The 20626-nt window shown below is 46.7% G+C and carries 20 protein-coding genes and 1 riboswitch; all 20 genes read right to left on the reverse strand.

The genetic code is table 11. The annotated features are described in order from the left end of the window. Positions 1-361 precede the first annotated feature (361 nt). The 20 genes from murA to spoIIR all read right to left on the reverse strand — a co-directional run bounded on the left by murA (position 362) and on the right by spoIIR (position 19792). Entirely contained in the window at positions 362-1708 is a 1347-nt protein-coding gene (murA, locus tag ASD24_RS07465) for a UDP-N-acetylglucosamine 1-carboxyvinyltransferase (RefSeq protein ID WP_156395370.1), read from the reverse strand. Positions 1709-2228: 520 nt separating this feature from the next. Beyond that, positions 2229-2486 (reverse strand): DUF1146 family protein, encoded by a 258-nt coding sequence (locus ASD24_RS07470; RefSeq protein WP_056693844.1) that lies wholly within the window; start codon positions 2484-2486, stop codon positions 2229-2231. A gap of 631 nt (positions 2487-3117) precedes the next feature. After that, entirely contained in the window at positions 3118-3522 is a 405-nt protein-coding gene (locus ASD24_RS07475) for a F0F1 ATP synthase subunit epsilon (RefSeq protein ID WP_056693845.1), read from the reverse strand. A gap of 64 nt (positions 3523-3586) precedes the next feature. After that, positions 3587-4990, reverse strand: coding sequence for a F0F1 ATP synthase subunit beta (gene atpD, locus ASD24_RS07480; RefSeq protein ID WP_056693848.1), 1404 nt, complete (start codon positions 4988-4990; stop codon positions 3587-3589). Between the two features lie 156 nt (positions 4991-5146). Further along, positions 5147-6019, reverse strand: coding sequence for an ATP synthase F1 subunit gamma (atpG, locus tag ASD24_RS07485; RefSeq protein ID WP_056693849.1), 873 nt, complete (start codon positions 6017-6019; stop codon positions 5147-5149). A 127-nt stretch (positions 6020-6146) separates the two neighbouring features. After that, the gene (atpA, locus tag ASD24_RS07490) at positions 6147-7661 is read right to left on the reverse strand and encodes a F0F1 ATP synthase subunit alpha (RefSeq protein WP_056693852.1); all 1515 of its coding nucleotides are present in this window, start codon (positions 7659-7661) and stop codon (positions 6147-6149) included. A 16-nt stretch (positions 7662-7677) separates the two neighbouring features. Continuing rightward, a complete protein-coding gene (locus tag ASD24_RS07495; RefSeq protein ID WP_056693855.1) occupies positions 7678-8226 on the reverse strand; it encodes a F0F1 ATP synthase subunit delta in 549 nt (182 codons plus the stop codon). Continuing rightward, a complete protein-coding gene (gene atpF / locus ASD24_RS07500; RefSeq protein ID WP_235540450.1) occupies positions 8223-8711 on the reverse strand; it encodes a F0F1 ATP synthase subunit B in 489 nt (162 codons plus the stop codon). The genes ASD24_RS07495 and atpF overlap by 4 nt, the downstream gene beginning before the upstream one ends. A gap of 120 nt (positions 8712-8831) precedes the next feature. Continuing rightward, positions 8832-9056 (reverse strand): F0F1 ATP synthase subunit C, encoded by a 225-nt coding sequence (gene atpE, locus ASD24_RS07505; RefSeq protein WP_056693857.1) that lies wholly within the window; start codon positions 9054-9056, stop codon positions 8832-8834. Between the two features lie 77 nt (positions 9057-9133). After that, positions 9134-9952 carry a F0F1 ATP synthase subunit A gene (gene atpB / locus ASD24_RS07510; RefSeq protein ID WP_056693861.1) on the reverse strand — a complete coding sequence of 273 codons (819 nt, stop codon included), beginning with the start codon at positions 9950-9952 and terminating at the stop codon, positions 9134-9136. A 47-nt stretch (positions 9953-9999) separates the two neighbouring features. After that, positions 10000-10377, reverse strand: coding sequence for an ATP synthase subunit I (locus ASD24_RS07515; RefSeq protein ID WP_056693864.1), 378 nt, complete (start codon positions 10375-10377; stop codon positions 10000-10002). Continuing rightward, positions 10370-10624, reverse strand: a complete 255-nt coding sequence (locus ASD24_RS07520) for an AtpZ/AtpI family protein (protein WP_056693868.1) — start codon at positions 10622-10624, stop codon at positions 10370-10372. The genes ASD24_RS07515 and ASD24_RS07520 overlap by 8 nt, the downstream gene beginning before the upstream one ends. A 187-nt stretch (positions 10625-10811) precedes the next feature. After that, the gene (wecB, locus tag ASD24_RS07525; protein WP_056693870.1) at positions 10812-11969 is read right to left on the reverse strand and encodes a non-hydrolyzing UDP-N-acetylglucosamine 2-epimerase; all 1158 of its coding nucleotides are present in this window, start codon (positions 11967-11969) and stop codon (positions 10812-10814) included. A gap of 238 nt (positions 11970-12207) precedes the next feature. Continuing rightward, a complete protein-coding gene (gene upp / locus ASD24_RS07530; protein ID WP_017691929.1) occupies positions 12208-12837 on the reverse strand; it encodes a uracil phosphoribosyltransferase in 630 nt (209 codons plus the stop codon). A 429-nt stretch (positions 12838-13266) separates the two neighbouring features. Continuing rightward, positions 13267-14517 carry a serine hydroxymethyltransferase gene (gene glyA / locus ASD24_RS07535; RefSeq protein ID WP_056693873.1) on the reverse strand — a complete coding sequence of 417 codons (1251 nt, stop codon included), beginning with the start codon at positions 14515-14517 and terminating at the stop codon, positions 13267-13269. Positions 14518-14769: 252 nt separating this feature from the next. Next, positions 14770-15363: a TIGR01440 family protein gene (locus tag ASD24_RS07540; RefSeq protein ID WP_056693875.1), complete on the reverse strand. Its 594-nt coding sequence runs from the start codon at positions 15361-15363 to the stop codon at positions 14770-14772. A gap of 139 nt (positions 15364-15502) precedes the next feature. After that, positions 15503-15584, reverse strand: a riboswitch (ZMP/ZTP riboswitch). A 134-nt stretch (positions 15585-15718) separates the two neighbouring features. After that, positions 15719-16291, reverse strand: coding sequence for a low molecular weight protein arginine phosphatase (locus ASD24_RS07545; protein WP_056693878.1), 573 nt, complete (start codon positions 16289-16291; stop codon positions 15719-15721). A 233-nt stretch (positions 16292-16524) separates the two neighbouring features. After that, the gene (locus ASD24_RS07550) at positions 16525-17085 is read right to left on the reverse strand and encodes a manganese efflux pump MntP (RefSeq protein ID WP_056693881.1); all 561 of its coding nucleotides are present in this window, start codon (positions 17083-17085) and stop codon (positions 16525-16527) included. 219 nt (positions 17086-17304) lie between these two features. Beyond that, positions 17305-18471, reverse strand: a complete 1167-nt coding sequence (locus ASD24_RS07555) for an L-threonylcarbamoyladenylate synthase (RefSeq protein WP_442952584.1) — start codon at positions 18469-18471, stop codon at positions 17305-17307. A 664-nt stretch (positions 18472-19135) separates the two neighbouring features. Then, a complete protein-coding gene (gene spoIIR / locus ASD24_RS07560; RefSeq protein WP_056693884.1) occupies positions 19136-19792 on the reverse strand; it encodes a stage II sporulation protein R in 657 nt (218 codons plus the stop codon). Between the last annotated feature and the right edge of the window lie 834 nt (positions 19793-20626).

A 20626-nucleotide genomic window follows, 5' to 3' on the forward strand; every position in this document is an offset into this window, starting at 1 on the left:
TCTGATAGAACAACATTTAAGAGAAACACACTTCTCTTCTATTCTTTCATTTGGGCATCTAGATGCGTATGGAGCACCGATAAATATTGATCTGACGGGATGTTCCACTTCCTAGCTCCCTATTTACTTACTCCGTCCCCAGCGCTCCCAGTTCTTCTCTCTCGCTTAGAATCAGTTCAGAATTCAATGTTATGCTACACATAGATTAGGATCAGCTATTAATAGAATCAGGTACTTATACCATCACCCACGCATGGCACTTCACTCCAAAAAAGGACAAAAAAAAGCCAAGCCAGATGGCTTAGCTTGGTTGGTTCATGTTTACAGTTCAGCACAGCGAATGACTATGCATACTTCAATGTTAAGCCAAAGTTGGTTGTACCTTGAACAACGCTACTTCTTCTTCAACCTTATCATTGGAAGCTTTCGCTGCATCGAGCTTAGGCTCTTCAACGGAAATCCGATAAATATCGGCTCCAAGACCATTCAGCTTCTCAGCCAAATGAACATAACCACGGTCGATGTGATGAACACCGCCCACTTCTGTAGTACCTTCAGCAACAAGACCCGCGATGATAAGTGCGGCACCCGCACGCAAATCGGTAGCTGTTACTTTAGCACCCTTCAGCTTGGCGTTACCGGTAATAATAGAAGAACGACCTTCTACTTTGATCTCCGCATTCATCAGTTGGAATTCATCCACATGCATGAAGCGGTTCTCAAATACCGTCTCTGTTACTACGCTAGTTCCTTCAGAAGCCAGCAATAGTGCCATCATCTGAGATTGCATATCCGTTGGGAAGCCAGGGTATGGTAATGTTTTCACATCTACCGCCTTGAGTGGACGATCTGCGATAACTCGAACTCCGTTCTCGTCAGGCTGAATCGTTACACCCATCTCTTCCATTTTCGCAATAACCGATCCCAAGTGGTCAGAGATTGCACCTTCAATGTAGACGTCACCACCGGAAATTGCAGCAGCAGCCATATAAGTTCCTGCTTCAACCCGATCCGGAATAACCGTATGTCTAACACCAGAAAGTTTCTCTACACCCTCGATCCGAATTACACCAGTTCCAGCACCGCGTACTTTGGCTCCCATTCCATTCAGGAAGTTAGCAAGATCCACGATTTCTGGCTCTTTAGCGGCGTTCTCCAGAACAGTCACGCCTTCAGCCAATGTTGCAGCCATCATAATATTTTGAGTAGCACCCACAGATGCCACATCTAGATAAATTTTAGCACCACGTAGTCGACCTTGACTGCGTGCTTCTATATAACCTTGACCCAAACTGATCTCCGCACCCATGGCTTCAAAGCCTTTCAGATGTTGATCAATAGGTCGTGTACCGATGGCACATCCACCAGGAAGCGAAATTCTCGTGTGACCCATACGTGTAAGTAGAGGTCCCATCACCAAAAATGACGCCCGCATTTTACTTACCCACTCATACGGAGCCTCACAGGAAGTAAGTTTTTCCGCATTTACGGTAATCACTTCGTCCCGGTATGTAACACCCGCTCCTAGCGATTCCAACACCTTGTTAATCGTCATCACATCGTCTAGAGGAGGTGCGTCAATAATAACGCTTTGTCCTTCTTCCCCTAAGAGAGAGGCAGCGATGATCGGAAGAACAGAATTTTTAGCGCCGCTAACTTTGACACTTCCGGTCAACCTTTTGCCACCGCGGACGATAAATTTGCTCATCATGGTTCCCTCCGCGCGTTTATTCCCTTTTCTTCATTCCGGAATACGTGTAGCCCTTCTTGCAGAAGGACTGTTGCTGTGTGTGGAATTCCGACATATCATGGCAAAATATACCATCGATGTCTGCTCAGAAAAGAATTGGTTTATAGTTCAAAAATTTGATGATGACACAGCCGAATCAACTGCATAAAGCCTTGTTAAACAAGACATATGGATCGGCGAAGAATAAAAACTGACGGTTGGGATAATTTTCAGCCGGATTTAACCGGAGATCCCGTTTATAACCTTATAAATAGTGAACATTTGTGATTTCCCTAACTTCCATCATAACATTGTTGAATTGTTCGATACAAGCATTTTTACATAAAACATCTCAAAATCATCCAATTTCACGTCACATTTTTTTCGTAATTAGCACGTCGACAATCCATATTCTAATTGTTAACACAATTAATCGATGTTATTCGACAATGACCCTACTTGAAAGAGCCTAAGAGAAAATTAACCAACCATCTCAAGATTAAAACAAATGACGCAACATTTGTGTCCATGACAGGTAATCGATAACGAAACCTGCAACGGCATGACCCAGAATGATGGCGAGCAATAAGTGTAGCAATCTTCCCTGAGCTCCTCTAGGCTGTCTGATTATAAGATCAAGCTTCAGGTTCTGCAGAGCCCACCAAGACAACGCTATACACATAAGCGAGACGATAATCGAAACGAGACCATTTGTACTTAGAGCCTGGTTTACCTGATTCGTCAGATCAGTATCCATATATTCATTACCTCCACATTTGTTGCAGCGATCCGCGCAATTTTAATTGTCATCCTTAGAAGTGGCCTTGTGAGGATATCTGGCAATTAACACGGTATACACTGAGCCTACTATGTTGGAGAGCTCCTAAAAGGATTCTCCACTGCCCAATCACTGAGTAACAACAAACTGGCTATGAATGACTATGAATTTCATCACTGCAACTGCGTCTTCTGCTGACTCTATGGAATATAGGCTCTTTCATCATACATTGTCAATTACATTGATTTCCACTTCGGAAATATTCTAAATGAAATTAATCAGGATTTTGGTACTAAAACGACATAAAAGAGCGCTATTTTGATATCAAGCTTGTCATTTCCTCGGAAATAATTTGGTTTTTTATTTAAAAAAATGGTTCTTATCGCTTCATTATCGTCATTACTTTAGTCCTATATCCTATTCATGGCCGCCCAATCGGTGATTGTCATCTCAACAATTTAATATATTAAAAAATTCAGATTTATCCTTCTCAATCCTCAGAAGGGTCAGCAGACATAAAACCAAATTCACCTCAATATAATCGGCTTATATCTCACCTACACACGTCAAAAAAGCCTGGCGGAACAAGCCGCCAGGCTTATTGAATCGTTTACTTGCCGTATACGTTAATCCGGTTAACCGCTTTTTGTAGGGCAATCTCTGCGCGACGGTGATCAAAGTGATCCTGGTTGCTTTGGCTAGCAAGCCGGCGTTCAGCCCGCTCTTTCGCCGCACGCGCACGATCCACATCGATACTTTCCGGGAACTCGGCACTCTCTGCGAGTATAACTACTTTGTCTTTGCGGACTTCGATAAAACCGCCGCCAATCGCAGCTTGTTTCATTTCTTTTCCACTTTTGATCATGATTGGTGCAATTTGTAATGGAGTAACCATCGGAATGTGCCCTGGCAATATCCCTAGTTCCCCTTCAACACCACGAACGCTGATACGATCAACCTGTTCGGAGTAGACCAGACGCTCAGGTGTTACAATCTCCAACAAAAAGGTGCTCAATTCCATCCCTCCTGAAAACTATCCGAAGGATAGCTCGCTTCATAAGGACGATCCTGGATTCAGATTATACCAGTGTTTTGGCTTTCTCCACTGCCTCTTCAATTGTACCCACGAAGAGGAATGCTGCTTCCGGAAGATCGTCATGCTTGCCTTCGAGAATTTCTTTAAAGCTGCGCACCGTTTCTTTAACCGGAACGTATTTACCCGGAATACCGTTGAATGCTTCAGCAACGTGGAAAGGCTGGGACAAGAAGCGTTGAATTTTACGCGCTCGGTAAACGAGTGCTCTATCTTCCTCGCTGAGCTCGTCCATACCCAAGATTGCAATGATATCCTGCAATTCATTATAACGCGCCAAGATACGTTTAACACCTTGAGCTACGCTATAATGCTCATCGCCAACAACTTCAGGAGACAAGATTCGGGAGCTAGATGCCAATGGATCTACCGCAGGGTAGATACCCATCTCTGAGATTTTACGCTCCAAGTTCGTCGTTGCGTCCAAGTGAGCAAACGTTGTCGCAGGAGCCGGGTCAGTATAGTCATCCGCAGGTACATAGATCGCCTGGATGGATGTAACCGATCCTTTTTTGGTAGAAGTGATACGCTCTTGCAATTGACCCATTTCTGTAGCCAGCGTAGGCTGGTAACCTACCGCGGATGGCATACGTCCAAGCAAGGCAGATACTTCTGAACCCGCTTGAGTGAAACGGAAGATATTATCGATAAAGAGCAACACGTCACGGCCTTCTTCATCACGGAAATATTCCGCCATCGTCAGACCTGTGAGGGCTACACGAAGACGTGCGCCTGGAGGCTCGTTCATTTGTCCGAAGACCATTGCTGTTTTGTTGATAACGCCAGAGTCACTCATCTCGTGATACAAGTCGTTACCTTCACGTGTACGCTCACCAACACCGGCGAATACGGAGATACCACCGTGCTCTTGTGCGATGTTGTTAATCAACTCTTGAATCGTTACCGTTTTACCTACACCGGCACCACCGAAGAGACCGATTTTACCACCTTTCGCATAAGGAGCCAGCAAGTCGATAACTTTGATACCAGTCTCCAGCATTTCTGCTTGAGTAGTCAATTCATCAAATGCAGGAGCCGAGCGGTGGATCGGGTTTTTATGTTCAGCAGCTACTGTACCACCAGTATCAATCGCTTCACCAAGTACGTTAAATACACGACCTAGTGTTGCTTCCCCAACAGGTACAGAAATTGGCGCTCCTGTATCTACGGCTTCCAAACCACGAACAAGACCGTCCGTGGAGGACATCGCGATACAACGTACCCGGTTGTCACCCAGATGTTTCGAAGCTTCGAGTGTAAGATTCACACTTACGCCGCTCTCATTTACTGTAGTGATCGTGATGGCATTGAGGATTTCCGGCAGACCGCCGCGATCAAACTCGACGTCAACAACCGGACCCATGATGCTCACAACGCGTCCTTTGTTCATCTTAACGTTCCCCTCCTACAAGCCTGCTACTTTTGCAAAAACAATATACCGTTCGCTTATCTTTGCACTGCAAGCCTTCATTATAAAAACTGACCATATTCCCTTCTCAAGCACATTGGAAAGAATGAATAAAAAGGAAATCAGTCTTATTTTGTATTAACCTTGTGCTGCGTTGGCACCAGCCACAATTTCGGTAATTTCCTGCGTAATCGCCGCTTGACGGGCACGGTTGTATGTCAATGACAAATCGTTAATGAGTTTGGATGCATTTTTGGTAGCATTACCCATTGCGGTCATTTTCGCGCCTAGCTCACTAGCCTTACCATTCAAAAGCGCACCATAAATCAGCGTTTCCGCATAACGCGGAAGTAGCGCTTCTAGGACAGCCTCAGCTGAAGGTTCGTACTCGTAGCCTAACGATGATCCTTCCGCAGCAGTTACCTCAGGTGTATCCATCGGAAGAAGACGTTCTACCGTAGGAATCTGGGTCAACGCATTCACAAAGCGGTTATAGCAAATGTACAATTCATCAAATTCAGCCAGTTCAAACCCTTTAACAGCCTCGTGCGCAATGGATTTGATATCTGCAAATGAAGGCGAATCCGACAGATCCGTTGTTGTGGATGCCATCGCAATCTCACGACGTCTGAAGTAATCGCGTCCTTTACGTCCAATGACGAACAATTCGTAATCATCCTGAGAGGTATGGCGTTCCTTGAGCGTCTGGTTAACCTGACGCAGAACGTTTGCATTGTAACCACCTGCAAGACCACGATCCGATGTAATGATTAGATAAGCTGTCTTTTTAACTGGACGACTTTCTAGCATCGGATGCTGAATATCTTGTGTGCTTGCTGCGATACTAGCTACAACTTCCTTCAACTTCTCCGAATAAGGACGAGCTGCTTCTGCTTTTTCCTGTGCTTTACGCAGTTTTGCAGCAGCAACCATCTCCATTGCTTTGGTGATCTGCTTGGTGCTCTGTACGCTTTTAATTTGCCGCTTAATTTCGCGCATGCCTTTTGCCATGATTTCACCACCTTCAAGTTTTGACGTAGTCAAAACTACTTCGTAAGCACAACCTGCTTTGACAAAGTCAAAGTTTTACATGCAGACATGCGGAATCGGTAAACAACTCCGCAGTTGCATCATTTATTTAGACAGAGACAGAAAAGCTCTTTCTGAATTTCTCGATAGCGCCCTTCAGAGCGTTTTCGTTGTCTGAAGTCAATTCTTTTGTATCACGGATGGATCCGAGAATCTCTGGATGGCTGCTCTCCATGAACGCAAGGAACTCTTGTTCAAAACGAGTAACATCACCTGTTGGAATCTCATCCAGGAATCCTTTAACCGCAGTGTACAAGCTGACAACCTGTTGTTCAACAGGCAGCGGTTGGTTTACACCTTGTTTCAGGATTTCCATCATACGTGCACCACGATTCAGACGAGCCTGAGTCGCTTTGTCCAGATCAGAACCGAACTGGGAGAACGCTTGAAGCTCACGATATTGAGCGAGGTCAAGACGCAGGGAACCCGCAACCTTTTTCATCGCTTTGATCTGAGCAGAACCACCGACACGGGATACGGAGATACCTACGTTGATCGCCGGGCGTTGTCCAGCATTGAACAAGTCAGCTTCCAGGAAGATCTGTCCATCCGTGATGGAAATTACGTTCGTTGGAATGTATGCAGATACGTCGGAAGCTTGTGTTTCAATGAACGGCAGTGCGGTTAAAGAACCACCACCCAGTTCATCATTCAGCTTCGCAGCACGCTCCAGCAAACGGGAGTGCAGATAGAAGACGTCACCCGGATAAGCCTCACGGCCTGGTGGACGACGAAGCAACAAGGAAAGCTCACGGTAAGCAGAAGCTTGTTTAGTCAAGTCATCATAGATAACCAGAACGTGCTCGCCTTTGTACATGAAGTACTCACCCATCGAACAACCGGAATACGGTGCGATGTACAAGAGTGGTGATGGATCAGAAGCTGCTGCAGTTACAACAATTGTGTATTCCATAGCGCCTTTACGACGAAGGGTTTCCACAACTTGAGCAACTGTAGATTGTTTCTGACCAATAGCCACATAGATACACTTCATGCCGCTACCCTTTTGGTTCAAGATCGCATCAATCGCGATGGAAGTTTTACCTGTTTGACGGTCACCGATGATCAACTCACGTTGTCCACGACCGATTGGTACCATTGCATCAATCGCTTTGATACCAGTTTGCATCGGCTCATGAACCGATTTACGATCCATTACACCTGGTGCTTTACCTTCAACCGGGCGGAATTCCGTTGTAGCGATTGGTCCTTTGCCATCGACAGGAATACCAAGTGGGTTCACAACGCGTCCGATCAATGCTTCGCCTACAGGTACTTGCATAATTTGGCCGGTACGTTTAACTTGGTCACCCTCACGAATATCATAGTAAGGTCCTAGGATAACGACACCGACATTGCTTTCTTCTACGTTCATGGCGAGTCCCATAACACCGCTTGGGAATTCAACCAACTCGTTGGACATAACATTCTCAAGTCCGTATACACGAGCGATACCATCACCAACCTCGATAACCGTTCCGACTTCGACTACATCGATATCGGTCTTGTATTGTTCGATTTGGCTCTTAATTAATGTACTGATTTCTTCTGGCTTGATACTCAAGTGTCCTCACCCCAATCTACTGTACTCGTCTGTTAAAAGACTGCTCAAGACGTTCGAGCTTGCCAGCCAAGCTGCCGTCATAGATCGTATCGCCAATGGCGACTTTCAATCCGCCCAGCAGAGTCGGATCAACAATATTCTCGATACGAATCTTTTTATTTACACGGCCACCAAATTCACGGGCTACCGCTTCTTTTTCTTCATCATTCAATGCATAAGTCGAGTAAACGCGCGCATCAGCGATACCAAGCGACTCACCCTGAATCTTCCGATAATCATTCAGTAAATCTTCCAGCAATTCAACACGTCCGCGTTCAATCAACAGCAGAATGGTACGAAGGACAGGTTCGGATACCTTGCCATCCAGGCTGGAATGAAGAACGTTTTGTTTGGCTTCATCCGAGATGTTCGGAGACACGATAAATTTCTCAATATCTGCATCTCCAGCCAAAGCAGTAACAACTACACGCAGCTCTTCTTCAACTTCAAGTACCTGCTGTTGCTGAAGAGCAACTTCGAACAACGCTCTCGCATAACGTTTGGCAACAATCGTATCGCGGCTCATTGTCGGCCTCCTACCTCATTGAGGTATTGGTTCACAAGCTCTTCTTGTGCAGGACCGTTCTCAACTTCTTTTTTAATCAATTTGGAAGCAATCCGAACGGAAGCTGTGCCAAGTTCACTACGAAGTGCTGCAACAGCTTTGTTCTTCTCGCTCTCAATCTCACGTACTGCATCGTTTTTGAGGCGATTCGCTTCCGCATTGGCATCAGCGAGAATGGCTTCCGCTTGTTTACCGCCAGTTTGACGGGATTGTTCAATAATATCCTGAGCCTCTTTACGCGCTTGCTCCAGAGCCTTCTTCTGCTCTTCAACATAAGTAACAGCCTGTTGACGAGTCTCGGCAGCCTCGTTCATCTGCGTCATCACGAGTTCACGACGTTTTTCCATAATAGAGAACAATGGCCCAAAAGCGTAACGACTCAGCAACCAATAGAGAATTGCAAATGCTACCATCGCAAGTATCGTGTTTTCCAATAAGAATTTCAATCTGTTCACTCCTTCCTGGAGGTATCCTGTAGCCTATCATCCTCTGCAGGATGTATAGCATTTAGCTAATAAAGAAGGCGCGGAGGGCTCAAGCCTTCCCCGCCATTCCAAGTGTATAATTTAAGCTGCTCCGTAGAACATGAACGCGAGTACCACACCGATGATCGGCAATACCTCGATCAGACCTACCCCGATAAACATTGTTGTTTGAAGAGTAGATTTTGCTTCTGGTTGACGGGCAATACCATCCACCGTTCTGCTAATTACCATACCGTTCGCGATACTTGCGCCCAAAGCGCCTAGTCCTGCAACAATTGCTGCTGCGATTAATGCCATTGCTCCCATTTGTATATCCTCCTTAAAAGTATAAATCATATTTTTTTATTGGTTCAGCCTGGGGAGAAATCCCGTAGGACTTAAACTTAATGTTCTTCATGCGTCTCAATTGTCTGCGAAATGTATACCATCATCAAAATAACAAAAACAAATGACTGGATCGCACCGATAAAGATACTAAAGCCTTGCCACACCATTAGCAACGGAATAGCTGCTATCGCACCAAAAACCTTAAATGTGGTCAACTTGAGAATCGTTGCAATCAATACTTCACCCGCAAAAATATTTGCGAACAAACGCATACCGTGTGTTACCAGTTTCGAGACCGTCTCAATAATATTGATCGGAACAAAGAACGGGTAAGGTTGGAAATAGTGTTTGAGATATCCGCGTGTGTTACGGAACAATCCTAGACCGTGAGCTACTAAGAAGGCTACTAGAGCCAGTCCCATGGTAACGGACAAATCAGCTGTTGGTGATTTAAACCATGCAATCTCAATATGAGGGTGAGCATCAGGGTGTCTAACCTGTGCTTTTTCATAGGCTTCTACCACTGAGACAATAGGTTTACCAAATACGGTTGCCGCATTGATATCCTTAACATCCGTTACTGCTTGGAACGGAAGCCCTAACATATTTCCAATGAAGATGAACATAATCATTGTGAGTGCAAGAGAGATAAAATGTTTTCCTTTTTTTAGATCCATTGTACTTGAAATGATGTTAAGTACAAATTCAACAGCCCACTCCATAAAGTTTTGCAGCTTGCCCGGGTTTTCAACTGATAGATTCCGTGTAGCCACGATAGCAAAGATGAAAACGATAGCACTCGTTACAATCAACATTAGCAAAACGGATAAATCAAGATGAAAATTCCCGAGCATAATGACTGGAGCTTCATGCATACTTTTTTTCACCCCTTTCTCGACTTGAAAGCTACAGCACCTGAAAATCAGATTTCTTTGCGGGACATAACAATCCCTATAATCAATAAGGAAAATTGCGCAATGACCAGACCACCTGCAACCGCATATGTATTAAAATACTGCGGATATCTCATAGATATGAAGATACCTAGTACTGCAAGTGCCGCTCTTGTCAAGAATCCCAGGTTCACACGCTTCAAGTTACCTTCTGCTGCACCATCAGCCACCTTCTTCACCTTGTGGCCAAGATATAGCGCGTTGATCAAGCTGATCGCCGCACCAAGTGCGAGTCCTAGAGCAATAGCCTCCAAGCTGGGTACGAAAGCTGCAGTGAGGAAACAAATCATCATGACATACATGACAGTTGCAATCATTCCTCTGCGGTATCTGGTTAGTTCACTCATCACTTTCCCCCATGATTTTTTTCGCGATAAAGTAAATACTTACACCGCCTGCCGCCATAAAAAAGAGAACGCTTACGGCGATCCATATTCCGTTACCTCCAATGGTCTTGTCCAACCAGGAGCCTACGTAATATCCAGCAACTGCAAGAACTGCAATCTCGATCCCAAAAGCAGTCACGAGCCCCATTGCTTTCCATACATTATCGTCATGGTTACGGGATGAATTTGGTTTGTTCGAATCGGCCATTTTCCACGCCACCCTTGCAATCCCAGTTAATTTTACTGAATGATGAGAGCCTTTGTCAATTGAATGATTTTAGCGTTTTAAAGGGTAAAACGACAGGTAAACAGGCCCTTAAGAGCCCATAAACCCGCGTAAACCGTACAGTTTAACTGTATGCTGTACCCTTTGGGAAACTGTCTAAAAAATTGAATTATTTTTTGAACTTTCTGTGAAATGGTTCCGGACGTTCGCTATTTACACCAAAATGGTGCAAAATCGCATTGACAATTCTTTCCGAAGCATGTCCATCACCGTATGGATTGGCTGCTTGACTCATGCTTGCATACAACGTTTCGTCTGTAAGCAACGCTTTTGTCCGTTCATACACACGTTCCTCATCCGTACCTACAAGTTCAAGCGTTCCAGCCTCGATCCCTTCTGGGCGCTCTGTCGTATCACGTAGGACAAGAACAGGCACACCAAACGAAGGCGCTTCTTCCTGCAAACCGCCTGAATCAGTCAATATCAAGTGTGTATGCGGGTAAAAATTATGCAAATCCACTACGTCTAGTGGATCAATTAATTGAATACGTGGGTGATTCCCCAAAATCGCGTGAGCCGGCTCCTTCACAGCAGGACTTGGATGTACCGGATACACGATGGCGATATCTTCGAACTCATCGGCAATTCGTTTGACGGCCTGGAAAATGTTACGGTGAGGCTCGCCTTGAGATTCACGGCGATGAGCTGTCAACAATACAAGGCGTTTGCCTTCTGCCCAATCAAGTACCGGATGTTTGTAGCCCTCCTGTACTGTATATTGAAACACATCTGTGACCGTGTTGCCTGTGACGTACGTACTAGACTCTGGTTTATTTTCTTTGGCAAGATTATCAAAGGACCTATCTGTTGGCGCAAAGTGTAAATCAGCCAGTACGCCTGTCAATTGACGGTTCATCTCTTCCGGATATGGAGACAGCTTGTTCCACGTCCGAAGCCCTGCCTCGACATGCCCTACCTGGATCTGCTGCAAGAACGCTGCATAGCTGGCTACAAATGTAGTCAGGGTATCTCCGTGAACGAGCACAATGTCTGGTTTCGCTTCACGCAGTACAGGCTCCAGCCCTCCAAGGACACGAATCGTGATTTCATTCAATGTCTGACGATCCTTCATCACATCCAGATCATAATCCGGATGGATGTCGAATACTTCAAGTACCTGATCCAACATCTGTCGATGTTGCGCAGTTACGCAAACAATAGATTCGATAGACTCGGGATGTTTCTGCAACTCCAAAATAAGCGGAGCCATCTTGATTGCTTCTGGACGCACCCCGAAGATCGTCATCACTTTAATTTTGTTAGACATTCGAGCAAAGCCCCTTTTCTATAAGTTCCGAACCTCTATAACGTGCGTGTTCAAAAAGGGTGGTTTTCAGTACCGAGAAGATGGGATGAAGATAGAAATGGAGTAGCGGAGCGTAGGTAAATCTACGTGAGCAACGGACATTTCGGCTGAATCCCATATTCGATGCTGAGATGCCGTTAGGCATCCTTCGTAATCAAAAGCAGACTTTTTGAACAACCTCTACAAGCATGTCATATGCTTATTTAGTGCCGTATAGACGGTCTCCTGCATCTCCAAGTCCTGGAACGATGTAACCATGATCATCCAGACGATCGTCCAGAGCAGCTACATAGATATCTACATCTGGGTGAGCATCTTGCACGGCTTTTACGCCTTCTGGAGCGGCTACGAGGTTCATCATTTTGATCTGTGTGCATCCGCGTTTTTTGAGCACGTCAATTGCCGCGATTGCCGAACCACCCGTTGCGAGCATCGGATCAATCACAATCAATTGGCGTTCTGTTACATCCGTAGGCAGCTTGGTGTAGTATTCAACAGGTTGAAGTGTTTCCGGGTCACGGAACAGACCAACATGTCCTACTTTTGCCGCTGGCAACAATTTCACAACGCCGTCCAGCATTCCAAGTCCTGCACGCAGAATTGGCACCAGTCCGAGCATACGTCCAGAAATAACTTTCCCTTGTGTCGCTGCTACAGGAGTCTGTACATCGATCGTCTCCAGCTCAACATCTCTTGTGATTTCATAAGCCATCAACGTTGCTACTTCATCCACTAATTCACGAAAATCTTTCGTATTCGTACGCATGTCGCGTATAAACGTCAGTTTGTGTTGGATCAAAGGGTGATCACATATTACTAATTTTCCCATCTAATTTGTCCCTCCGGTAAGTTCATCATGTTACAGCATTTCCATATATGCCTAATCATCATTCATAGGCTCGATAAATCCTGTATATTATATCATCACCAACACCGAATTACACCATTAAAGGGCACCTAATCATTACAGAATACCGAATACTACAAAAACAGGACCGGAAACATGGTGTCTTCCGGTCCTTTTGACTCTTGCTGGTATGTCATTGAATAGCTGAAATGATGAATACATTAGCGCTCCGCTAACAGAATGCTCCTTCGATCGCTGTTATCCCCGGATTTTTTTGATTCTCCTCCCCACATAAGGGGAAAATCCGGGGATAAAGGCGAACGCTACGCTTCTCCGGCTTCATTCTGTCTGCTGCGCTATACGTATCCCATTTTAAGAAACTCAAATACAAACAGCATGAGCAACGTTTTTTTAGTATTTAAGGTCAGTGTAGAGCGGGAATTGATCTGTCAGTGCTGTTACTTCTGCACGTGCTTGATCAAGTGTTGCTGTATCTTTTGGATTTTTGAGTGTTTTCGCAATGATTTTACCGATGGATACCATAGCCTCTTCGTTCATACCGCGGGAAGTCGCCGCAGGTGTACCAATACGGATACCGCTAGTGATGAACGGGCTTGTTGGGTCAAATGGAATTGCATTTTTGTTAACCGTGATTCCGATGGAATCAAGGACATGCTCAGCTTCTTTACCTGTAATGTTCACACTGCGTGTATCGATCAGCATCAAGTGGTTATCTGTACCACCAGATACGATGTTCAAGCCTTCAGAGATCAATGTCTCAGCCAGAACCTGTGCATTTTTCACTACATTTTGCGCGTACTCTTTGAATGATGGTTGCAACGCTTCACCCAATGCTACTGCCTTGGAAGCAATAACGTGCATCAGTGGTCCACCTTGGGAACCAGGGAATACCGCTTTATCAATTGCAGCAGCCCATGCTTTGGTACACAGGATCATACCCCCACGTGGTCCACGCAATGTTTTGTGAGTTGTCGTTGTTACGAAATGTGCATGTGGAACCGGGTTTGGATGCAAACCAGCGGCAACCAATCCAGCGATGTGTGCCATGTCTACCATGAACAACGCGCCTACGTCATTAGCAATGGAAGCCAATTTTTCGAAATCAATTGTACGTGGATATGCACTTGCGCCTGCCACGATCAACCGAGGACGGTGCTTGAACGCTGCTTTGCGAACTTCATCATAATCGATCAAGAATGTATCTTCTTGTACGCCATATGCTACGAAGTTGTAGAGCAAACCAGATGCATTCACCGGGCTACCATGCGTAAGGTGACCACCATGTGCAAGGTTCATACCCAGTACCGTATCTCCAGGCTTGAGCGCTGCAAGATAAACTGCCATGTTCGCTTGTGCACCAGAGTGTGGTTGAACGTTAACATGCTCTGCTCCAAACAATTCTTTAGCGCGATCACGTGCGATATCTTCCACGATATCTACGTGCTCACAACCGCCATAGTAACGTTTGCCTGGATATCCTTCAGCATATTTGTTCGTCAGAACGGAACCAAGCGCTTCAATAACCGCTTCGCTTACAATGTTCTCAGATGCAATCAACTCAATGTTGTTTTGCTGACGTTTCAACTCCAGATTCATCGCTTCCAATACCGCCGGGTCATTCTTACGCAATTGTTCCATGATTAAATTCCTCCTAATATAAGTGAAGTTATAAAGTGAAATTTTGTTTACACGTAAACGGAGAGTGCAACACCAATCTGGAGAAGCAGAGCGTTCGCCTGAAAGCTTTCCGAAGGAAAGCTACATCGAAAGCATACGCTATCACCGGATTTCCCCTTTGTAAAAGGGATTCAAAGAAATCAGGGGATAACAGCGATCGAAAGATGGTGATGCAATCGAAGTCAGAAGTGTAACCCCATTGTTTCACTTTATACGTTAGTCACAAAATGTCGAATCAGGCTGCTCTTCCATACGATACACTGCACGTTCCCCACCAATCAACTTCGGACGCGTCAACGCTGTTGTCACACGGGCATCTCCAATGTAACGAAGTGATGTACGAAAAGGAACCGCCACATGCCGCAAATGCATACCAATCATCGTCTCTCCGATATCCAGCCCTGCGTGTGCTTGCACATGTTCTGCCAGACAAGGATCGGTAAGTGATCGATAAGCTGCAGATGCCATTGAACCACCCGCTGTAGGCACAGGTACCGCACCTACCTCGGTCAATCCCAGACGTACCAACACAGAACGCTCCATTACCAGCGCACGGTTCAAATGCTCACAGCATTGAAAGACGGGTTCAAAACCGAATTCCTGTTGCACCTCACGGATACCCGCAAGAAGCTGCTGTGCCACTTCAATCGCACCACTCGTACCAATCCGTTTACCTGCCACCTCACTAGTGCTCGTACCAATGACAACGATATGCCCTGATCCAAGCTTCCCTGCAGTGGCCAGTTCACGCAAAATGGATGCGGTCTGTTCCTGCAATCCGGGTTGTTCCGAATCTAACTCAATAGTCATCCTATCGCCTCCCGATATCATCATGCCCGACTTCCAAATGACAGCCTTTCGTATTCCAACATGGCATTTCAGGTACTATTATAGCGAATAAACAGATGAAAGACGAAAAAAAGAGCAGTCTGCGGGTATCGCAGAATTGCTCTTTTGCCCAGGCGACCGGCCGTTTGTTCCGGTGCTCCATTGTGGTTGTGCCCACTTCGTCGCCAGTTACACCGGATCCCTGTTTTCCCCTTCATCATAAAACAACCTGCGTTTAAAATCAACGGGTAATTTACATCCCATGTTCTATTTTTATATGGAATCAAAGTGTTCTGATACATGTATATCGGTTTACATTGTCCCAGAATGCCCTGCTTTATTCCAACTTGTCCAGAAGTCGATCAAGCGCGGTTCGAATCTCAGCAGCAGTCACGTTGTAATCATCTCGATTGCCGCCAAACGGATCGGAGATGTCGAAGCTTGGAATTCGTTGTCGGATCTCAATGACACGTTCCCGCTCCGATGCTAATATTTCTTGACCAAGTGCACGCTTCATCTCCAATGTCGCGAACAAGCTATCTAGTTCCTGCAGATCATTCATCACTTGACCGTCATCTTCCACGTATTCTTTGAGCGTATAGGTTTTGTGGACGGAGTCCGGGAAAACTTGTAGCACATGCTGCTTATGACTACGAGTCAGTGTAAGAATCAGATCAGCCCAACCAACAAGCCCTGCACTCAGTTGTGTGGAGTGCGGCGGCCCTTCTACACGATGATCCTTTAGTACCGCCTCGGCATGACGTGAAATCGGCATTCCCTGTGTGGCAGCAACACCCGCTGAACGCACCTCGACTTGAATGCCACGCTCCGAAGCAAGCTTACGCAAAAGCCCCTCTGCCATGGGGCTGCGGCACGTATTACCTGTACATACAAACAAAATATGTTTCATTGCGGTAGCCTCCCCATTTTTATATATGTTATCAAATGTATACATCATCGTTTAAGAAATTGAATGACGATTGCAACAATATTAGTTGCTTTAAGTGCGTGTTCGAAAAAGGGATTAATCAAAAGCGAACCTTCTGCAAAATCTCTTTCCTTCGATTATACTCACACTAGAACGATATACAACCACTCGGCTTAGAACCATTTAGTCTAGTTAGTGCAATCATGGGTTACCACTCAAAAGATAAACAATAATCCAAAGGCGAGCAGAATCGCTCCACCAACAGCTTCACCATAATCCCCCAGGTTATGACTCACCCGTCGTCCAAGCAACAGACCCATCATCGACATCAAGCCTCCGCACACGCCAAAAGCAAGCACAGTCAAGATCAGATCACTACTGAACATCCCTAGGGAGACCCCTACGGAAAATGAATCTATGCTGACACTGAGTGAAAATAAAGTGACACCTAGCAGTGAGCGGTGATTCACCAGCTTCGTCTCTCCTTCACGGAAGGCATTCAGAATCATATGCGCACCCAAAAGAACAAGCAAACCACCTGCCGCATACGTGGTAATGTTACCAAGCAATGAGCTGACATACTTACCTGTGTACATACCGATCAATGGCATGATGATATGGAACAGGGCGGTGATTGTACTGATCCGCAGTACATCCCGTAGACGAATGCCTTTCATCCCCATCCCGATACCCAGCGAGAAGGCGTCGAATCCAAGAGCCACAGCCATAATCAAAATGGTTACTAACTGCCCTACATGGGCAGATATATCCCACATTCCCATACCCCCATCACGTAAAGGTTCTTGTACACGATATGCGGACAAGGACCTAAACATGACCAGAGGATATGATTGAACAACTGGATCACAGATATTTTGGAATGCTGTGGGACACTTTAGTAGTCCAGACACCCTAGCTTGACCCTTTATATAGCGAGTTCTACTCGCCTTGATATAAGGGGGACACTGGGCGACTGGACATGTAGATGTTGCGGGCTAACCGACCTGGATGAGTCGGTGACCCGCCGCTTTGAGCAGCCGATTCATGACGGCTGCACCTAGGCCTTCGCGTGAGCAGGCTTCAGCCACAATATATGTGGCGCCTTGCTCATCGCAGCTCCGCAGCGCGGCATATAGCCGGCGCGCTGCTTCTTCCAGCTCGCTGGCATCGCCCAGCGAGAATACGGCATCGGCGCGGTACTGCTCCGCGTGCTCGGCGAACGCCAGCACCGCGGTGCGCTCTCCGCGCTGCGCCGCCTCTGCGAGGGCGGCGCTAACCCAGGCCGCCACCGCTGCGGGCGGCCCCTCCACCACGCACAGCGCACCTTCGGGCGCATAGTGCGTGTACTTCATGCCCGGCGAGCGCGGCGCCGGGCTGGCTTCGCCAGCGGACCCCTCGGCGAGTAACGCCGGGTCCGTGGCGACACGGGCGGCCACAGCGGACAATTGTTCCGCTGTGATGCCGCCAGGGCGCAGGATGGTGACGGTACCGTCGTCACCGACCTGCACGACCGTGGACTCGACGCCCACCCCGGTGGGGCCGCCGTCCACGATGCCGCCGATGCGGCCAGCCAAGTCCTCGCGCACATGTGCTGCGAGAGTTGGGCTTGGTCGCCCGGAGCGGTTAGCGCTCGGCGCAGCCACAGGGCATGCTGCCGCAGCTATCAACTGCAAGGCCACAGGGTGATCCGGCATGCGCACGGCCACCGTGTCTAGCCCGGCGGTGACCCGTGGAGACACCGCCCCCGGTCTAACCGGCAACACCAGCGTCAGTGGCCCCGGCCAGAAGGCCGTCATCAGCGCTTCCGCCGTAGCATTCACTTCGGTGACCAGTGCACCCAACTGGTCTCGGTGCGCAATATGCACGATCAGCGGATTATCCGATGGGCGACCTTTAGCTGCAAACACAGCTTCCACCGCTGCTGTGCTTCGGGCATCTGCCCCTAAACCATAGACCGTCTCGGTCGGAAAGGCTACGGTTTGACCTTGACGAATGCAGGCAGCGGCAGCCTGCAAGTCAGTGAGCGCCTGTTCATAGGCGCTCTTCCTTTTTACATCAAACTCATCATTCGATGTAGCCGCCTGCACAGACCCGTGTCCAGCAGATAAGCTCTCCTGTTGCTCATGCTCCGCTTGATTGCCACCAGCGTTGGCATTATGCATGTCCGTCCCAGCGGTATGAAGCAGCACATGAACATCCCACATACGAGTAACCATCTCATTCACCGATCCCTGCACCTGCAAACCCAGACCCAATTCACCTTCCATGCCCTGAAGGGATGCCTGCTGGTCGAGTTCATCTGTATGCGACTCACCTTGAACCTTGGCCGCCGAAGGCACCTCATGGCTTTCAGACTGTCCATTACGTCCCATCTGCTCGCGATCTAACGGTGTGTGTTCATTCTGCTGCAATTTATTCTGTTTGTCCTCTTGCTCATTTCTCATATATCCATCATTCCTAAGCTTCAATAAGGTAGTAAACATTAGGTGTGTCTTACATCTCACTTAAAAGCATCTTTCGCCGTCTCCTCGTTCCTGCTGGGTCACTTTCTCTTGACGCACCCTGGTACGCCCGCGAAAACTTCTTTCCCTTAAACGAAAATTAAGCAATACCTGCCTCTTTAAGAAGTTGTAAAACATGCCTTAGACGCCTGATTAAACAACGTACGTGTTTGATTTTGGTTTTGAATACCTACAATTATAACATATCTCTTTGTTCCAAAGATGAAACTCCAAACCCCGCCATTCACAGCAGAGCTCACTCCAACAAAGGGCAACTCCATGTACTGAAGTCGCCCTTACGCCAATCAATCTATTCACTTTCCGATTAAGCAAACAATCCTGTTACCCAGCCACAAAACTTCAAAACCATATCCCAGAGGAAGAAACGTGTTTCCGGTGTTCCCACTTGTACGGACGCCTCCACATCTCCCGCAGAAGCAGCTGCAGTAGCTGTATTCGTCTTCGTAACTGCATCTCCTGTACCCGCATCAATGAAGCATAATGGAGGAAACAATACACACCACCAGTTCTGACCATTACCTTCTCCCAGTGTTATACGCACTGCCTCATATTCTCCAGCCGGATATACAGTACCTCCATATAGTTTGGTCGGAAAAGGAACCACACCCAGCTCCACCTGGTAGTCATAATCCAGTCCACGACTGGCAAGCTCCTCTCCAACTCGCTCTTCAATCTCAGACAAATGTTGGCGAATCACCCCACGGGCTTCGTCCAGGTCTTGAGGATTCGCCAGCTCCGTCACCCATTGATCCATCTGGGCAACCACCGCATCACGAATCTCGCGTTTCACCAACTGATCTCCAGCCGAGTCTGAATTAGCTAGAATACGCAACCGTATCGATTGTTCTGGAATTGCTGTAGCAGCTACAGCCGCATCCGTTTTCTGACCTTCCCACATCATAATAATCATCATAAGACATACCAGAATAAGTCCAATTTGTTTCACAATTCGTCTACTCATGCCGTTCTCCCCCTTGGCTCCCGTGATCATGATTTTATAAGTGCTTTCGCTATGAACTTTCACTATAACTCTCTCATGTCTATCAGTATGCCCAGAGGAAGTAGAGTTAAACCTATTAAACTCCATCCCTCTCATTTTTTTATCCAACATATGCTAGGATGTGTCTCAGAACAAATAAATCAAGTCGTGTGATTAGAAGTAAAACATTTGAAATAAAACAAATGAGGTAACGAGCAGGATGCACAGGTGTTAGAAAGAGATAATGATGACCGTGGGGGAGGCAAGTGAGAGACATGTTGTGCTCCATCCATTCACCAGTGTGTCCGTCCAAATGAAATCCCATGTATCATGCCATTCACTGGATCGTCGGCAGCGATGTAACCTGATGAGATGTACCAGAGAAACGTTAGACTAGGCTTAAAGTTGGATTTTCGAGTGGGTTTGGGGGGAAGGGCTGGAGTGAGTTTTGGAGCAGGTTTTGGAGTGGGTTTTGGAGTGGGTTTGGAGTGAGTTTAGAGCAGGTGAAGATTACGTTGGAAAAAGAGCTTTAGAAGGGTATTCATAAACGAACCTCTTTCCATACACCTTCGGTGTAACGAATCTGAGAGACCTTATTTGGTCGTATCACGGTAAATGGAATTGGTAACGAACCTGAGAAACGTTATATTACGAAATACCGTTGAATAGGTCTAAATTTTATGCCCCAAAGGCGTATTAGCGTGTCCATGGACCTATGTCAAGAAAGTAGACACTTACGCGACGGATTTGTCCGTAAATTTCTTCGCAAAACGAGCAGGGGAAAGATAACCTAGCGCACCATGCATTCGCTTGCGG

Source organism: Paenibacillus sp. Root52, assembly GCF_001426865.1.
Classification (GTDB): Bacteria; Bacillota; Bacilli; order Paenibacillales; family Paenibacillaceae; genus Paenibacillus.

What these genes read in the sequence shown, in the direction of transcription:
- wecB (WP_056693870.1), bottom strand. Translation starts at nt 11,969, where the DNA reads ATGTCTAACAAAATTAAAGTGATGACGATCTTCGGGGTGCGTCCAGAA.
- ASD24_RS07545 (WP_056693878.1), bottom strand. Translation starts at nt 16,291, where the DNA reads ATGAAACATATTTTGTTTGTATGTACAGGTAATACGTGCCGCAGCCCC.
- ASD24_RS07520 (WP_056693868.1), bottom strand. Translation starts at nt 10,624, where the DNA reads ATGGCCGATTCGAACAAACCAAATTCATCCCGTAACCATGACGATAAT.
- ASD24_RS07555 (WP_442952584.1), bottom strand. Translation starts at nt 18,471, where the DNA reads ATGCATAATGCCAACGCTGGTGGCAATCAAGCGGAGCATGAGCAACAG.
- ASD24_RS07550 (WP_056693881.1), bottom strand. Translation starts at nt 17,085, where the DNA reads ATGTGGGATATATCTGCCCATGTAGGGCAGTTAGTAACCATTTTGATT.
- atpE (WP_056693857.1), bottom strand. Translation starts at nt 9,056, where the DNA reads ATGGGAGCAATGGCATTAATCGCAGCAGCAATTGTTGCAGGACTAGGC.
- ASD24_RS07495 (WP_056693855.1), bottom strand. Translation starts at nt 8,226, where the DNA reads ATGAGCCGCGATACGATTGTTGCCAAACGTTATGCGAGAGCGTTGTTC.
- ASD24_RS07540 (WP_056693875.1), bottom strand. Translation starts at nt 15,363, where the DNA reads ATGACTATTGAGTTAGATTCGGAACAACCCGGATTGCAGGAACAGACC.
- upp (WP_017691929.1), bottom strand. Translation starts at nt 12,837, where the DNA reads ATGGGAAAATTAGTAATATGTGATCACCCTTTGATCCAACACAAACTG.
- murA (WP_156395370.1), bottom strand. Translation starts at nt 1,708, where the DNA reads ATGAGCAAATTTATCGTCCGCGGTGGCAAAAGGTTGACCGGAAGTGTC.
- ASD24_RS07515 (WP_056693864.1), bottom strand. Translation starts at nt 10,377, where the DNA reads ATGAGTGAACTAACCAGATACCGCAGAGGAATGATTGCAACTGTCATG.
- spoIIR (WP_056693884.1), bottom strand. Translation starts at nt 19,792, where the DNA reads ATGAGTAGACGAATTGTGAAACAAATTGGACTTATTCTGGTATGTCTT.
- atpD (WP_056693848.1), bottom strand. Translation starts at nt 4,990, where the DNA reads ATGAACAAAGGACGCGTTGTGAGCATCATGGGTCCGGTTGTTGACGTC.
- atpG (WP_056693849.1), bottom strand. Translation starts at nt 6,019, where the DNA reads ATGGCAAAAGGCATGCGCGAAATTAAGCGGCAAATTAAAAGCGTACAG.
- atpB (WP_056693861.1), bottom strand. Translation starts at nt 9,952, where the DNA reads ATGCATGAAGCTCCAGTCATTATGCTCGGGAATTTTCATCTTGATTTA.
- ASD24_RS07470 (WP_056693844.1), bottom strand. Translation starts at nt 2,486, where the DNA reads ATGGATACTGATCTGACGAATCAGGTAAACCAGGCTCTAAGTACAAAT.